General features: G+C 71.9%; 13 protein-coding genes. 10 read left to right on the top strand and 3 right to left on the bottom strand.

All coding sequences use genetic code 11. The features are described from left to right. The first annotated feature begins 28 nt into the window (after positions 1–28). From dxr to ACFZAM_RS28310, 6 genes are all read left to right on the top strand, one after another. Positions 29–1,339 carry a 1-deoxy-D-xylulose-5-phosphate reductoisomerase gene (gene dxr, locus ACFZAM_RS28335; RefSeq protein WP_355346589.1) on the top strand — a complete coding sequence of 437 codons (1,311 nt, stop codon included), beginning with the start codon at positions 29–31 and terminating at the stop codon, positions 1,337–1,339. Next, the gene (locus tag ACFZAM_RS28330) at positions 1,336–2,652 is read left to right on the top strand and encodes a site-2 protease family protein (RefSeq protein ID WP_391050317.1); all 1,317 of its coding nucleotides are present in this window, start codon (positions 1,336–1,338) and stop codon (positions 2,650–2,652) included. The genes dxr and ACFZAM_RS28330 overlap by 4 nt, the downstream gene beginning before the upstream one ends. Positions 2,653–2,752: 100 nt before the next feature. Beyond that, positions 2,753–3,907: a flavodoxin-dependent (E)-4-hydroxy-3-methylbut-2-enyl-diphosphate synthase gene (gene ispG, locus ACFZAM_RS28325; RefSeq protein ID WP_391050316.1), complete on the top strand. Its 1,155-nt coding sequence runs from the start codon at positions 2,753–2,755 to the stop codon at positions 3,905–3,907. 172 nt (positions 3,908–4,079) lie between these two features. Then, positions 4,080–4,925 carry a GNAT family N-acetyltransferase gene (locus tag ACFZAM_RS28320; protein WP_391050315.1) on the top strand — a complete coding sequence of 282 codons (846 nt, stop codon included), beginning with the start codon at positions 4,080–4,082 and terminating at the stop codon, positions 4,923–4,925. Between the two features lie 43 nt (positions 4,926–4,968). Then, the gene (locus tag ACFZAM_RS28315; protein ID WP_355350329.1) at positions 4,969–5,502 is read left to right on the top strand and encodes a GNAT family N-acetyltransferase; all 534 of its coding nucleotides are present in this window, start codon (positions 4,969–4,971) and stop codon (positions 5,500–5,502) included. 99 nt (positions 5,503–5,601) lie between these two features. Beyond that, positions 5,602–7,299 (top strand): proline--tRNA ligase, encoded by a 1,698-nt coding sequence (locus ACFZAM_RS28310; RefSeq protein ID WP_391050314.1) that lies wholly within the window; start codon positions 5,602–5,604, stop codon positions 7,297–7,299. A 165-nt stretch (positions 7,300–7,464) separates the two neighbouring features. Here the strand turns inward: ACFZAM_RS28310 and ACFZAM_RS28305 are convergent, their stop codons facing one another. From ACFZAM_RS28305 to ACFZAM_RS28295, 3 genes are read right to left on the bottom strand one after another with little or no spacing between them, the layout of a single operon-like run. Continuing rightward, positions 7,465–8,409: an aminoglycoside phosphotransferase family protein gene (locus ACFZAM_RS28305; protein ID WP_355350323.1), complete on the bottom strand. Its 945-nt coding sequence runs from the start codon at positions 8,407–8,409 to the stop codon at positions 7,465–7,467. 43 nt (positions 8,410–8,452) lie between these two features. Further along, on the bottom strand, positions 8,453–8,872 hold the full coding sequence (locus ACFZAM_RS28300) for a ferritin-like domain-containing protein (RefSeq protein WP_355350320.1): 420 nt from the start codon (positions 8,870–8,872) through the stop codon (positions 8,453–8,455). After that, a complete protein-coding gene (locus tag ACFZAM_RS28295; RefSeq protein WP_391050313.1) occupies positions 8,869–9,414 on the bottom strand; it encodes a hypothetical protein in 546 nt (181 codons plus the stop codon). Before ACFZAM_RS28295 ends, ACFZAM_RS28300 begins: the two co-directional genes overlap by 4 nt. Before the next feature lie 147 nt (positions 9,415–9,561). On the opposite strand from ACFZAM_RS28295, the gene rimP reads away from it, so the two are divergent. The 4 genes from rimP (at position 9,562) to infB (ending at position 14,859) form a co-directional block, all read left to right on the top strand. Continuing rightward, positions 9,562–10,149 carry a ribosome maturation factor RimP gene (rimP, locus tag ACFZAM_RS28290; protein ID WP_391050312.1) on the top strand — a complete coding sequence of 196 codons (588 nt, stop codon included), beginning with the start codon at positions 9,562–9,564 and terminating at the stop codon, positions 10,147–10,149. 2 nt (positions 10,150–10,151) lie between these two features. Continuing rightward, entirely contained in the window at positions 10,152–11,138 is a 987-nt protein-coding gene (gene nusA, locus ACFZAM_RS28285) for a transcription termination factor NusA (RefSeq protein WP_188279440.1), read from the top strand. A gap of 138 nt (positions 11,139–11,276) precedes the next feature. Beyond that, the gene (locus ACFZAM_RS28280; RefSeq protein WP_355350310.1) at positions 11,277–11,555 is read left to right on the top strand and encodes a YlxR family protein; all 279 of its coding nucleotides are present in this window, start codon (positions 11,277–11,279) and stop codon (positions 11,553–11,555) included. Positions 11,556–11,712: 157 nt separating this feature from the next. Further along, a complete protein-coding gene (gene infB, locus ACFZAM_RS28275; RefSeq protein ID WP_366823806.1) occupies positions 11,713–14,859 on the top strand; it encodes a translation initiation factor IF-2 in 3,147 nt (1,048 codons plus the stop codon). Positions 14,860–14,909 lie beyond the last annotated feature (50 nt).

The raw sequence follows: 14,909 nt of genomic DNA, 5'->3' as shown, positions 1-14,909 counted from the left end.
AGCCGCCACGGCAGGACAGAATGGCCCCATGACGGACGCTCTCGCAGACCCGCACTACCGCCCGTACACGACCGGAGAGGCGGCGGCCGGCGGCCGACGGGACATCGTGATCCTCGGCTCGACCGGCTCTGTCGGCACCCAGGCCATCGACGTGGTGCTCCGCAACCCGGACCGCTTCCGCGTCGTGGCCATCTCCGCCGCGGGCAGCCGCGCGGAACTGCTCGCCGAACAGGCGCACCAGCTTCAGGTGCATACGGTCGCGGTCGCGGACGAGGCCGCCGTGGAGCCGCTGCGACAGGCCCTGACCAGGCACTTCGGCCCCGGCAACGGGCCGGAGCTGCTGGTCGGCCCGGAAGCCGCCACCCAGGCCGCGACCCTGGAGTGCCACGCGGTGCTCAACGGCATCACCGGCTCGATCGGCCTGCGGCCCACGCTGGCGGCGCTGGAGGCCGACCGGGTGCTGATCCTCGCCAACAAGGAGTCGCTGATCGTCGGCGGCCCCCTGGTGAAGGCCGTCGCGAAGCCCGGCCAGATCGTGCCCGTCGACTCCGAGCACTCCGCGCTCTTCCAGGCGATGCTCGGCGGCAGCCGCGCCGAGGTCCGCAAGCTCGTCGTCACCGCCTCCGGCGGCCCCTTCCGCGGCCGTACCCGCGAGGAGCTGGCCGACGTCAAGCCCGCCGACGCCCTCGCGCACCCCACCTGGGACATGGGCCCGGTGATCACCATCAACTCCGCGACCCTGGTCAACAAGGGCCTTGAGGTCATCGAGGCGCACCTGCTCTACGACATCCCGTTCGAGCGGATCGAGGTCGTCGTCCACCCCCAGTCCTACATTCACTCGATGGTGGAATTCGTGGACGGATCGACGCTCGCCCAGGCCAGCCCGCCCGACATGCGGATGCCGATCGCGCTGGGTCTCGGCTGGCCGGACCGGGTCCCGGACGCCGCGCCCGCCTTCGACTGGTCGAAAGCCTCGACATGGGAATTCTTCCCGCTCGACGACGACGCGTTCCCGTCCGTCGCATTGGCGCGACATGTGGGTAGCCTCGGAGGCACCGCGCCCGCGGTGTTCAACGCGGCCAACGAGGAGTGCGTCGACGCCTTCCTCGCCGGCCGGCTGCCGTTCACCGGGATCGTGGACACCGTCGCGAAGGTCGTCGAGGAACACGGCGTGCCCGGGACGGGAACTCGACTGACCGTCGAGGACGTCCTCGAAGCGGAGGCGTGGGCCCGTGCCCGTGCCAGGGAACTCGCGAACGTGAACGGGAACAACGGGAGTGCGGACGTGAACGGGAACGTGAACACGAGCGCGTCGACATCGGAGGCAGCAGGCGTATGACCGCTCTCATGACGGTCCTCGGCATAGTGGTCTTCGCCGTGGGCCTGATGGTCTCCATCGCCTGGCACGAGCTGGGCCACCTCTCCACGGCCAAGCTCTTCAAGATCCGCGTGCCGCAGTACATGGTCGGCTTCGGCCCGACGATCTGGTCCCGGCACAAGGGCGAGACCGAGTACGGCTTCAAGGCCGTGCCGCTCGGCGGCTACATCCGCATGATCGGGATGTTCCCGCCGGGGGCGGACGGCAAGGTCTCCGCCCGGTCGACCTCGCCGTGGCGCAGCATGATCGAGGACGCCCGCTCGGCGGCGTACGAGGAGCTCCAGCCCGGCGACGAGACGCGGATGTTCTACACGCGCAAGCCGTGGAAGCGCGTCATCGTGATGTTCGCCGGACCGTTCATGAACCTGATCCTGGCCGTCGCGCTGTTCCTCGGCGTGTTCATGGGCTTCGGCATCAGCATGCGCACCACCGTGGTCAGCCAGGTCAGCGACTGTGTGATCTCGCAGGCGGACACCGCCAAGCGCGACGTGAACAACCCGTGCCTGCCCTCCGACCCGGTCGCGCCCGCCAAGACCGCGGGCTTCAAGGCCGGCGACAAGATCGTGGAGTTCAACGGCCACCCGGTCGGCGACTGGAACGCCCTGTCCAAGGACATCCGCGACGGCATCGGCCCGGCCAGCGTCGTCGTGGTCCGCGACGGACAGCGGCTCACGCTGCACCCCACGATCACCACCAACACCGTCGCCAAGACCGACAGCGACGGCAACTACGTGGACGGCACGGTCAAGGCGGGCTTCCTCGGCTTCAGCCCGGCCAGCCACATCCAGCCGCTGGGCTTCACCGATTCCGTGAACCACATGGGCGACATGGCCAAACAGGGCGTGAATTCTCTGATCAGCCTGCCCAAGCGGATTCCCGACCTGTGGAACGCGGCCTTCAACGGCGCGCAGCGCAAGCCGGACTCCCCGATGGGCGTCGTCGGCGCCGCCCGCGTCGGCGGCGAGGTCTTCGCGCTCCAGGAGCCCGCCATCAACCGCGTCATGACCATGGTCATGCTCGTCGGCGGCTTCAACCTCTCGCTGTTCCTGTTCAACATGCTCCCGCTGCTGCCGCTGGACGGCGGCCACATCGCGGGCGCGCTGTGGGAGTCCGTCCGGCGCAAGGCCGCCAAGGTCTTCCGCAAGCCGGACCCCGGCCCCTTCGACGTCGCCAAGCTCATGCCGATCGCCTATGTCGTGGCCGGAATCTTTGTGTCCTTCACCTTGCTTGTCCTGATCGCCGACGTGGTCAACCCCGTCAAACTGAGTTCGTAATGGGATGAGGGGCGTGTGGGTCGTGGGCGGGGTGCCGTAACCTCGGTTATCGGAGCCCGCCCACGCGGGACCTCGATCCACACCTTGGGGATGCCACGCAATGACCGCGATTTCGCTCGGGATGCCAGATGTTCCGATCAAGCTCGCCGAACGCCGCAAGAGCCGTCAGATCCAGGTCGGGTCGGTCCCGGTGGGCGGGGACGCGCCTGTTTCCGTCCAGTCGATGACGACGACCCGTACCTCTGACATCGGTGCCACTCTTCAGCAGATCGCTGAGCTGACGGCTTCGGGCTGTCAGATCGTGCGGGTGGCGTGTCCGACGCAGGATGACGCCGACGCGCTCGCGACGATCGCGAAGAAGTCGCAGATTCCGGTGATCGCGGACATTCATTTTCAGCCGAAGTACGTGTTCGCGGCGATCGATGCCGGGTGTGCGGCGGTTCGGGTGAATCCGGGGAACATCAAGCAGTTCGACGACAAGGTGAAGGAGATCGCGCGGGCGGCTTCGGACGCGGGGACGCCGATCCGGATCGGTGTGAACGCGGGGTCGCTGGACGCGCGGCTGCTGAAGAAGTACGGGAAGGCGACGCCTGAGGCGCTGGTGGAGTCCGCGCTGTGGGAGGCGTCGCTGTTCGAGGAGCACGGTTTCCGGGACATCAAGATCTCGGTGAAGCACAACGACCCGGTGGTGATGGTCAACGCGTACCGGCTGCTGGCCGCGCAGTCGGACTATCCGCTGCATCTGGGTGTGACGGAGGCGGGTCCGGCGTTCCAGGGGACGATCAAGTCCGCTGTGGCGTTCGGTGCGCTGCTGTCGGAGGGTATCGGGGACACGATCCGGGTGTCGCTGTCGGCTCCTCCGGCGGAGGAGGTCAAGGTCGGTATCCAGATTCTGGAGTCGTTGAATCTGCGGCAGCGGCGGCTGGAGATCGTGTCGTGTCCGTCGTGCGGGCGTGCGCAGGTGGATGTGTACAAGCTGGCGGACCAGGTGTCGGCGGGTCTTGACGGTATGGAGGTCCCGCTGCGGGTCGCGGTGATGGGCTGTGTCGTCAACGGTCCGGGTGAGGCCCGTGAGGCCGACCTCGGTGTCGCGTCGGGCAATGGCAAGGGTCAGATCTTCGTCAAGGGTGAGGTCATCAAGACCGTGCCGGAGTCCAAGATCGTCGAGACGCTGATCGAAGAGGCGATGAAACTCGCCGAGCAGATGGAGGCCGACGGCACCATGTCAGGCGAACCGCAGGTGAGCGTCTCCTGACTGCCGAGCAGCCCGCGCGACCGGCCGCCGGGCCACGCCCGAGCCCCGCGCCCGCCGCCCACCGGTGGCCGGACGCGGGGCGCGGCACGGCCTCGCGCGGTAAAGTGCGCAGATCATCCCAAGCCTGCTGCTCAAGCCAAGCCTGCTGCGGCCCGTACGGTGAGGCACCCACGTGTTGACCACATCGACTGCCAAGGTCCTCGAACCGGGCGACCTCGACGCCGCCCTCGCCGTACTCAACCGCGACCCGGTGGCCAACGCCTTCGTCACCTCCCGGGTCAATGTCGCCGGGCTCGACCCCTGGCGGCTCGGCGGCGAGATGTGGGGCTGGTACAGCGGCGGCAGACTCACCTCGCTCTGTTACGCGGGCGCCAACCTCGTACCGCTGTGCGCCACCCCCGAGGCCATCCGCGCCTTCGCCGAGCGCGCCCGCCGGGCCGGCCGCCGCTGCTCCTCGATCGTCGGCCCCGCGGAACCCACCGCCGACCTGTGGGCGCTCCTCGAACCCCACTGGGGTCCGGCCCGCGAGGTCCGCTCCCACCAGCCGCTGATGACCACCCGCGCGCTGCCCGCCGACATCACGCCCGACGCGCTGGTCCGCCGCGTCCGGCGCGACGAGATGGACGTGATCGTGCCCGCGTGCGTGGCCATGTTCACCGAGGAGGTCGGCGTCTCCCCGCTCGCGGGCGACGGCGGCCTGCTCTACCAGGCCCGCGTCGCCGAACTGGTCTCCACCGGACGGGCCTTCGCCCGCATCGAGGACGGCCGGGTCGTCTTCAAGGCCGAGATCGGCGCCGTCACCCGGCACACCTGCCAGATCCAGGGCGTCTGGGTCGCCCCCGAACACCGCGGCAAGGGCCTGTCGGAGACCGGCATGGCCGCCGTCCTGCACTACGCCCTGCGCGATGTCGCCCCGGTCGCCAGCCTCTACGTCAACGACTTCAACGCCCCCGCGCGGGCCGCCTACCAGCGGGTCGGATTCTCCGAAGTCGGCGCGTTCATGAGTGTGTTGTTCTGACCGCGCTCGAAGGCCGCGGGCGCTGGGGGTAGTGTCCCGGCCCATGGAGAACGTGGTGGTCGGACCTGTCGACCTCGGCGCGCGGGTCGACGAAGCCCTCGCCGTACAGGCGCTCGCCTTCGGGCTCGGCCCCGGCGAGGTCGCCATCCGGCGGCAGATCGTGCTCCGGCACCTCAACTACCCCGGTGCGCGGGCCCTCGGCGCGCAGACCGACGACGGACGGCTGGTCGGCTTCGTCTACGGGCTGCCCAACGACCGCGGCCACTGGTGGTCGAGCGTCGTCCAGCCGTACCTGCGGCAGCGCGGCACCGACGGCTGGCTCGACGACTCCTTCGTCATCACCGAACTGCACGTGCTGCCCGACTTCCAGGGCCACCGGGTCGGCCGCCGCCTGATCACCGAGATCACCGACACCGCCACCGAGCCGCGCAGCATCCTCTCCGCGATCGACGGCGACAGCCCCGCCCGCCGCCTCTACCACGCCCTCGGGTACCAGGACCTGGCCCGCCCGGTGCACTTCCCGAGCGCCGCCCGCCCCTACGCCGTGATGGGCGCGCCGCTGCCGCTGCTGCGGTAGAGCGCGGCGCGGGGCGGGCGGGCGTGGGGGAAAAGGGTTGTGCGGGCGCCCGGCGGCCCGGCTACCCTCGCCGCACCCCCGACCTTCACGGAGAACGCCATGGTCCTGCGCATGTCCCGGCTGATGCTCAAGACGCTGCGCGACGCCCCGGCCGACGCGGAGACCGCCAGCCACAAGCTGCTGGTCCGCGCCGGATACGTGCGCCGCTCGTCCGCCGGGATGTGGACCTGGCTGCCGCTCGGCAAACGCGTCCTGGACAACGTCGCCCGCGTCGTACGCGAGGAGATGGAGGCGATCGGCGGCCAGGAGGTGCTGCTGCCCGCGCTCCTGCCCCGAGAGCAGTACGCGGCCACCGGGCGCGCCGACGAGTACGGCGACCTGCTCTTCCGGCTCACCGACCGCAAGGGCGCCGACTACGTGCTCGGCCCCACCCACGAGGAGGTCTTCACGCAGATCGTGAAGGACCAGTGCACGTCCTACAAGGACCTGCCCCTGACCCTCTTCCAGATCCAGACCAAGTACCGCGACGAGGCCAGGCCCCGCTCGGGCGTGCTGCGGGGCCGCGAGTTCCAGATGAAGGACGCGTACTCCTTCGACACCGACGACGAAGGGCTCGCCGCGTCGTACCGGCTGCACCGGCAGGCGTACATCCGGATCTTCGAACGCCTCGGCTTCGACTTCCGCGTCGTCTCCGCCGTCTCCGGCGCCATGGGCGGCTCGGCCTCCGAGGAGTTCCTGGCGCCCGCCGCCGCGGGCGAGGACACCTTCGCGGACTGCCCCGCCTGCGACTACGCCGCCAATACGGAGGCGGTCACCTTCACTGCCGCGCCCGGTGACGCGGCTGCCGCTGAGCACGGCCCCGTCGAGGAGCTGGACACCCCCGACACCCCCACCATCGAATCGCTCGCCGCCCGCCTCGGCGTGCCCGCCTCCGCCACACTCAAGAACCTGCTGGTCACGGTGGACGGCGAGATCACCGCGGTCGGCGTCCCCGGCGACCGCGAGGTGGACCTCGGCAAGCTCGCGGAACACCTCGCGCCCGCAGCCGTCGCACTCGTCACCGCCGAGGACTTCGCCGGCCGGCCCGATCTGGTACGCGGCTACGTCGGCCCCCAGGGCCTGGGCGTCCGCTACCTCGCCGATCCCCGGATCGCCCCCGGCACCGCGTGGGTCACCGGCGCCAACAAGCCCGGCAGGCACGCCGCCAACGTCGTCTGCGGCCGGGACTTCACCGTCGACCGCTACCTCGACGTGGTCACCGTCCGCGCCGGTGATCCCTGCCCCCGGTGCGGCGCCGGGCTCCGCCTCGACCGGGCCATCGAGATCGGCCACATCTTCCAGCTCGGCCGCAAATACTCCGACGTCTTCCAGCTCGACGTCCTCGGGCGCGACGGCAAGCCCGTGCGCGTCACCATGGGCTGCTACGGCATCGGCGTCTCGCGCGCCGTCGCCGCCCTCGCCGAACAGACCGCCGACGACGCGGGGCTGTGCTGGCCCGCCGAGGTCGCCCCCGCCGACGTCCACGTCATCGCCGCGGGCAAGGCCGAACAGACCGCTCTCGCGGAGGAGGCCGCCGCCGCGCTGCACGCCGCGGGACTGCGGGTCCTCCTCGACGACCGGCCCTCCCTCTCGCCCGGCGTCAAATTCACCGACGCCGAGCTCATCGGTGTCCCCACCCTCCTCATCGCGGGCCGCCGCGCCCGCGACGCCGTCGTCGAGCTCAAGGACCGCCGCACCGGCACCCGCCGAGAGCTCCCCCTCCCCGAAGCCCTCGCCCTCCTCACCACCCCCCACTGACGGCTCGCCGCCGTGGCTGATCGCGCGGTTGGGGCACGACCCCGTCGTGCGGACGGCGGTCGCGCGGGTCCCCGCGTCCCTGGAAAGGCGGCTCCTTGCGGGATCAGACCCACCCCCGACTCAGCCCGTCCGGCGATTGAGGACTTTCGGGGAGGGGCGGGGGGGCTAGAGCCAGGAGGCGAATTCGAGGAGGAGCTCGGCGGCTTCGCGGTCGCCGACGGAGAGGTACCAGACGCCGGCCTCGACGGCACGGAAGAGGGCCCAGCCGCGAAGGCGCTCGGGCTCGACCTCAAGAGAGGCGGCGAGCTTGGCGAGCCGCCGCCGGGCCGCGGCCCGGGAACCGGGCTGGGCGGCCAGGGTCGGAAGCCGGTCACGGACCAGCCACGCGAGATCGTAGGCCCGCTCACCGACCAGCGGCTTCGGGTCGATGGCCAGCCACGCCATCCGCTCCCCGGCCAGCACATTGCCGTGGTGATAATCCCCGTGCAGCAGCACCTCCTCGGCGCCCGAGGCGACCAGCTCCGCGTGCACCGACAGCGCCTCGTCGACGAGGCCGACCGCCTCGGCCGCCCAAGGCCGCTCCCGCCGCTCGCGCAGCAGCGCCACCAACGCGCCGGTGTAGTCGGCGACCGACGTGAAGGGATGCCCCTCGGCCGGCGGCACCCAGAGCCGCTGAAGAACCCCGGCGGCCTCCAGCATCGCCTTGGGCTCGGCGAGCGACCGCAGCGACACATCCGCCTGAAGCCGCTCCAGCAGCATCGCCCCCTCGCCGGGATCGGCGTCGAGGAGGCGTACGGCGCCCCGCCCGTCCCAGTGCGCGAGCGCCGCGTGCTCGTGCTCGGTCTCCCGCGTGACCATGCCGACCTTCAGCACCGCCGGCACCCCGTCCGCGGTGCGGACCAGCACGATCATGCTGATCTGGCCCCCGGCCGCGAAGACCCGCTCGACGGTCAGCCCCCACCGCTCCAGGAACCGCGCCACCCGGTCGGGGAGTTCGGCCAGCCACACCCGGCCCGCCTCGCCCTCCCAGGCCCCGACGGTGCGGACCAGCCGCTCCGGCGGCTCCAGCCGTACGCCTTCCGGCCCCCCGTGGTGCGCTGCTGAAGCCATCCCTGTGCGTTCCCTCCGTGTCGTGTGCGGCGGGGAACGGTGATCAGCTCCGTTCCGCCAACCCCGGGAAGGCTACGCTGCCACCGCGCCACCGCACGGCACGCACCGCCGCCTCGCGCATGGCGCCCGCCGCGTCCCGCCTGATGTCCCCGATCGCGGACCGCACCACGTCGCCGTAGGCGCCCGCCACCCGCTCCTCCAGATACGCCGCCAGCCGCAGCGCAGCCGCCGCGTCCGCCACCGGGAACGGCAGCTGGTAACCCGCCGCCGCCGTCACCGGCACTCCGCCCAGATCGCGCACGGTACGGCCCAGCACGTCCCGCCGCGCGCGGTGCGCGTCGTACGCCTGCCGCGCCTCGGGCCGGCGGCTCCCGCCGACCAGGCCGCCCACGACGCCGTAGCCGTACACCGCCGCGTGCTCTGCGGCCAGCGCCGCCTGCGCCGCGTCCAGCACCGCGCTCATCGCACCGCCCCCTTCGTCCCGAGCAGCGCCACGTGCCCGGCGCCCGCCGCCGCCACCGACGCGAACAGCCGGGCCGTCTCGCCCGGCACATTGAGCAGCGCCGTCGCCCGGCTGTCGGCGAGCCGCCGCTCCTCGTCCGCCAGGGACTTCAGGGCCGCGGACGGCGAGGAGGCCGGGGGAGCGGACGGCGAGGAGGCGGGGGTCGCGGCGGACGTCGCGCCGGGGGACGGCGAGCCGGTCGGTACGGGCGCCGCCCGGCCGCCGAACGCGCCCACGTGCAGGGCCACTTCGGCCCGCAGCGGCGCCAGCCGACCGGCGAGCGCCGGATACGCGGCGGCCACCGCGTCGTACCGCGCCAGCAACGCCGCGCTGTCGCGGACCGCCTGGCGCAGCGCCAGTTCGCCCGGTTCGGGCAGCGTGGCCTTGTGTCCGGCCCCGTCCGAGCCCGCTGTTCCACCACCTCCGGAACACCCGGCACTGACGACAACGGCCGCCACCGCCACCACACTCCGCCTGCTGAGCCGAGGCACGTCCGGGATCATTGGGCGAGTGTAAGGGTGCGCGGGAGGGCGCTCGGCGCCGCCTCCCGGCGGCCCGCGATGGCGCGGCGACGTGTGGAAACTCGGGTAATCTCTCCTTTACACGCGACCTTCCACCACAACAGCACACGCGGCCGAGGAGTCACCCGGATGAGCACCACCCAGAGCGAGAGGCTGCGCGGGCTGCTTGAGCCGCTCGTCGTGAGGACGGGACTGGATCTGGAAGAGGTCACGGTGACGGCCGCGGGCAAGCGGCGGCAGTTGCTGGTCGTCGTGGACTCGGACGAGGGCGTGCAGCTCGACGCGGTCGCGGCGCTGAGCCGGGAGATCTCGCAGGCGCTGGACGCCTCGGACGCGATGGGCGACGCGGAGTACGTCCTGGAGGTCACCTCGCCGGGCACCGACCGGCCGCTGACCGAGCCCCGGCACTTCCGGCGCAACAGCGGCCGGCTGGTGAAGCTCCAGCTCAAGGAGCGCGGCGAGCTGATCGCGCGGATCATGACGGTGGACGACGCGGGTCTCGACCTGGAGGTCCCCGGCGTCAAGGGCCGCAAGCCCAAGCCCGCCCGCGCGGACTTCGCCGAGATCGAGAAGGCCCGCGTGGAGGTCGAGTTCAACCGCAAGAACGCGGCCGGTGACGACGTCCACGAAGACGACGGCGTACAGGACGACGTGCACGACGAAGACGAAGACGTACACGACGTACACGAAGACGACGAGAACGACGAGGAGGCGTAGCCGTGGACATCGACATGAAGGCCCTGCGGGGTCTGGTGCAGGAGAGGCAGATCTCGTTCGACCTGCTGGTCGAGGCGATCGAGTCGGCGCTCCTCATCGCGTACCACCGCGAGCCCGGCAGCCACCGCAAGGCCCGCGTGGAGCTGGACCGCACCAGCGGACACGTGACCGTATGGGCGAAGGAGGACCCGGAGGAGGTCGCCGAGGACGCCGAGCCGCGCGAGTTCGACGACACCCCGACCGGCTTCGGCCGGATCGCCGCGTCGACCGCCAAACAGGTGATCCTCCAGCGGCTGCGCGACGCCGAGGACGACATCACCTTCGGGGAGTACGCGGGCCGCGAGGGCGACATCGTCTCCGGCCTGGTCCAGCAGGGCAAGGACCCGAAGAACGTGCTGGTCGACATCGGCAAGCTGGAGGCGATCCTGCCGGTCCAGGAGCAGGTGCCCGGCGAGGACTACCGGCACGGCACCCGGCTGCGGGCGTACGTGGTCCGGGTCGCCAAGGGCGTACGCGGCCCGTCGGTGACCCTGTCGCGGACCCACCCCAACCTGGTGAAGAAGCTCTTCGCGATGGAGGTCCCGGAGATCGCGGACGGCTCGGTGCTGATCGAGGCCATCGCCCGCGAGGCCGGACACCGTACGAAGATCGCGGTCCGCTCGACCCGCTCGGGGCTGAACGCCAAGGGCGCCTGCATCGGCCCGATGGGCGCGCGGGTACGGGCCGTGATGGCCGAGCTGAACAGCGAGAAGATCGACATCGTCGACTGGTCGGACGACCCGGCCGAGATGGTGGCGAACGCGCTGTCCCCGGCCCGCGTCTCCAAGGTCGAGGTGGTCGACGCCGGTGCCAGGTCGGCGCGGGTGACCGTGCCCGACTACCAGCTCTCGCTCGCCATCGGCAAGGAGGGGCAGAACGCCCGCCTGGCCGCCCGGCTGACCGGCTGGCGGATCGACATCCGCCCGGACACCGAGCAGCCGCAGAGCTGAGGGCCGGGCCCGGAACACGGACCGAAAGCGGTCGGCGGCGGGCGATGCATGCCCTCCGCCGACGGCGGGCAGGAAACGAACAACCGTGCGTCGGCACACTCGAAGGAGTGAGGTCGGTGCGGGGAGGTAGACTAAAGAGTGTCTGGTCGGACGCGAACCCCAGCATGCCCGGAGCGAAGTTGCATCGGCTGCCGGGAGCGTGCGGCCAAGAGCGAGCTGCTGCGTGTGGCGGTGGACGGTGACACCTGTGTTCCCGATCATCGCGGTACGCTGCCCGGTCGGGGTGCGTATCTGCACCCCGCCCTTGCCTGTCTGGACCTGGCGGTCCGCCGCCGGGCGTTCAACCGGGCCTTCAAAGGCCCGGTGACGCCCGACACCGCGGAGTTGCGCCGGTTCGTCGAGCAGGCAGCCCCGTAAGAAGCAGGAAGAACGGCACGGGTCACCGTGCGGTCAGGTACCTCGCGAGATGGAAGTAGGTCGAGATTGCGATGAGCACTCGATGAGTACGCGATGAGTACGCCCATGAAGTAGCGACGGTCCGGCGGACGATCACCCCGGACCTAAAAGGAGCGAAGTGGCTAAGGTCCGGGTATACGAACTCGCCAAGGAGATGGGAGTCGAGAGCAAGGTCGTCATGGCCAAGCTCCAAGAACTCGGCGAATTCGTCCGTTCGGCGTCCTCGACGATCGAGGCGCCGGTAGTCCGCAAGTTGACTGACGCTTTCCAGGGGCCCGGTGGCAACACCAAGTCCGCTGCGAAGCCCGCGGCGCCGCGCAAGAGCGCGCCCGCCGCCAAGCCGGCCGCGCCCACCCCGGGTGCGCCGGCCCGTCCCGCTGCCCCGGCGCCGAAGCCGGCCGCCGGCGGCCCCGTGACCCCGGCCGCGCCCGCGGCCCCGGTCGCCCCGAGCGCCGGCCCGGCCGCCGGTGCCGGTACCGCACCGACCCCCGCGGGCTCCGGCCCGCGCCCGGGTCCGAAGCCGGCCCCCGCCGCGCCCGCCCCGAAGCCCGCTCCGGCGGCTCCGGTGCCCGCGGCGGAGTTCCAGGCACCCCCGTCGGCGCCCGCGGCCCCGGCCGCGCCGCGCAGCGGTGGCGCCACCCCCGGCCCGCGCCCGGCGCGCCCGGCCCCCGCCCAGAGCGGCGGCACCGGCCAGCGCGACACCCGTGACGGCGGGGCCCGCCCCGCGCGTCCCGCCGGTCCCGGCCAGGGCGGTGCCCGCCCCGGCGGCGCCCGTCCCGCGGGCCCGCGTCCCGGCAACAACCCCTTCACGTCCGGCGGCTCCACCGGTATGCAGCGCCCCGGCGGCGCCCCGCGTCCCGGCGGCGACCGGCGTGACGACCGTCCCGCCCGCCCCGGCGGCCAGGGAGCCCCGGGCGGCATGCCGCGTCCCGGCGGCGCCCCGCGCCCCGGTGGTCAGGCCGGCGGTCCCGGCGGACAGCGTCCGTCCCCCGGCGGCATGCCCCGCCCGCAGTCCTCGGGCCCCCGCCCGAACCCCGGCATGATGCCGCAGCGGCCCGCGCCCTCCCCGGGCGGGCGTCCCGGCGGTGGCCCCGGCGGCCGTAGCGGTGGTCCCGGCGGCCGTCCCGGTGGCGGCGGTCCCGGCGCGCGTCCCGGTGGCGGCGGCGGTTTCGCCGGCCGTCCGGCGGGTCCCGGCGGCGGCGGTCGTCCCGGTGGCGGCGGTGGCGGCTTCGGCGGTCCGCGCCCCGGTGGCGGTGCTCCCGGCGGTGGCGGCGGCTTCGGTCCCCGTCCCGGCGGCTTCGGCGGGCGTCCCGGCGGTCCGGGCGGCCGTGGCGGCACGCAGGGCGCGTTCGGTCGCGGCCCCGGTGGCCGTCCGGCGCGCGGCCGTAAGAGCAAGCGTCAGCGGCGCCAGGAGTACGAGGCCATGCAGGCCCCGTCCGTGGGCGGCGTGCTGCTGCCCCGCGGCAACGGCCAGACCGTGCGCCTGTCGCGCGGTGCCTCGCTCACCGACTTCGCCGAGAAGATCAACGCCAACCCGGCGTCGCTCGTTCAGGTGATGCTCAACCTCGGTGAGATGGTCACGGCGACCCAGTCGGTCTCCGACTCCACGCTGGAACTGCTCGCCGGCGAGATGAACTACGTGCTGGAGATCGTCAGCCCGGAGGAGGAGGACCGCGAGCTGCTCGAGTCGTTCTCCATCGAGTTCGGTGAGGACGAGGGCGGCGAGGAGATGCTCGTCTCCCGCCCGCCGGTCGTGACCGTCATGGGTCACGTCGACCACGGTAAGACCAGGCTTCTCGACGCGATCCGCAAGACCAACGTGGTCGCGGGCGAGGCCGGTGGCATCACCCAGCACATCGGTGCCTACCAGGTCGCCACCGAGGTCAACGGCGAAGAGCGCGCCATCACCTTCATCGACACCCCGGGCCACGAGGCGTTCACCGCCATGCGTGCCCGCGGCGCCAAGTCCACCGACATCGCGATCCTGGTGGTCGCGGCCAACGACGGTGTGATGCCGCAGACGATCGAGGCGCTGAACCACGCCAAGGCGGCCGACGTGCCGATCGTGGTCGCGGTCAACAAGATCGACGTCGAGGGTGCCGACCCGACCAAGGTGCGCGGACAGCTCACCGAGTTCGGTCTGGTGGCCGAGGAGTACGGCGGCGACACGATGTTCGTCGACATCTCCGCGAAGCAGGGTCTCAACATCGACTCCCTGCTGGAGGCCGTGGTCCTGACCGCGGACGCCTCGCTCGACCTGCGGGCCAACCCGGAGCAGGACGCGCAGGGCATCGCGATCGAGGCGCACCTCGACCGCGGCCGCGGCGCCGTGGCGACCGTCCTGGTCCAGCGCGGCACGCTGCGGGTCGGCGACACCATGGTGGTCGGCGACGCGTACGGCCGAGTCCGCGCGATGCTCGACGACAAGGGCGAGAACGTGGAGGAGGCGACCCCGTCGACCCCCGTCCTCGTGCTCGGTCTCACCAACGTGCCCGGCGCGGGCGACAACTTCCTCGTCGTGGACGAGGACCGCACCGCCCGCCAGATCGCCGAGAAGCGGGCCGCGCGCGAGCGCAACGTCCGCTTCGCCCGCAAGGGTGTCCGGTTCTCCCTGGAGAACCTGGACGAGGCGCTCAAGGCCGGTCTGGTCCAGGAGCTCAACCTCATCATCAAGGGCGACGCGTCCGGTTCGGTGGAGGCTCTCGAGTCCTCGCTGCTCCAGCTCGACGTCGGCGACGAGGTCGACATCCGGGTCCTGCACCGCGGTGTGGGTGCGGTCACCGAGTCGGACATCGACCTGGCGACCGGCTCCGACGCCATCGTCATCGGCTTCAACGTCCGTGCGGCCGGCCGTGCCGCGCAGATGGCGGAGCGCGAGGGTGTCGACGTCCGCTACTACTCGGTGATCTACCAGGCCATCGAGGAGATCGAGGCGGCCCTCAAGGGCATGCTCAAGCCGGAGTACGAGGAGGTCGAGCTGGGCACCGCGGAGATCCGCGAGGTCTTCCGCTCCTCCAAGCTCGGCAACATCGCCGGTGTGCTGGTCCGCTCCGGCGAGGTCAAGCGCAACACCAAGGCCCGTCTGCTCCGCGACGGCAAGGTCATCGCGGAGAACCTCAACATCGACGGCCTGCGCCGCTTCAAGGACGACGTCACCGAGATTCGTGAGGGTTACGAGGGCGGTATCAACCTCGGCAACTACAACGACATCAAGATCGACGACGTCATCGCGACGTACGAGATGCGCGAGAAGCCGCGCGGCTGACGCGGCTGCCCGGCCGTGCGGTACGCCGTACGGCCGGGCGACGGTCCGGG

The sequence above is a fragment of the Streptomyces sp. NPDC008079 genome (genome assembly GCF_042957385.1).
Lineage (GTDB): Bacteria > Actinomycetota > Actinomycetes > Streptomycetales > Streptomycetaceae > Actinacidiphila.
The sequence above is the reverse complement of the archived record's forward strand: the minus strand, read 5'-3'. Positions and strand labels throughout refer to the sequence as shown.

What these genes read in the sequence shown, in the direction of transcription:
- ACFZAM_RS28330 (WP_391050317.1), top strand. Translation starts at nt 1,336, where the DNA reads ATGACCGCTCTCATGACGGTCCTCGGCATAGTGGTCTTCGCCGTGGGC.
- rimP (WP_391050312.1), top strand. Translation starts at nt 9,562, where the DNA reads ATGAGCACCACCCAGAGCGAGAGGCTGCGCGGGCTGCTTGAGCCGCTC.
- ACFZAM_RS28305 (WP_355350323.1), bottom strand. Translation starts at nt 8,409, where the DNA reads ATGGCTTCAGCAGCGCACCACGGGGGGCCGGAAGGCGTACGGCTGGAG.
- dxr (WP_355346589.1), top strand. Translation starts at nt 29, where the DNA reads ATGACGGACGCTCTCGCAGACCCGCACTACCGCCCGTACACGACCGGA.
- ACFZAM_RS28295 (WP_391050313.1), bottom strand. Translation starts at nt 9,414, where the DNA reads ATGATCCCGGACGTGCCTCGGCTCAGCAGGCGGAGTGTGGTGGCGGTG.
- ACFZAM_RS28315 (WP_355350329.1), top strand. Translation starts at nt 4,969, where the DNA reads ATGGAGAACGTGGTGGTCGGACCTGTCGACCTCGGCGCGCGGGTCGAC.
- ispG (WP_391050316.1), top strand. Translation starts at nt 2,753, where the DNA reads ATGACCGCGATTTCGCTCGGGATGCCAGATGTTCCGATCAAGCTCGCC.
- ACFZAM_RS28310 (WP_391050314.1), top strand. Translation starts at nt 5,602, where the DNA reads ATGGTCCTGCGCATGTCCCGGCTGATGCTCAAGACGCTGCGCGACGCC.
- ACFZAM_RS28300 (WP_355350320.1), bottom strand. Translation starts at nt 8,872, where the DNA reads ATGAGCGCGGTGCTGGACGCGGCGCAGGCGGCGCTGGCCGCAGAGCAC.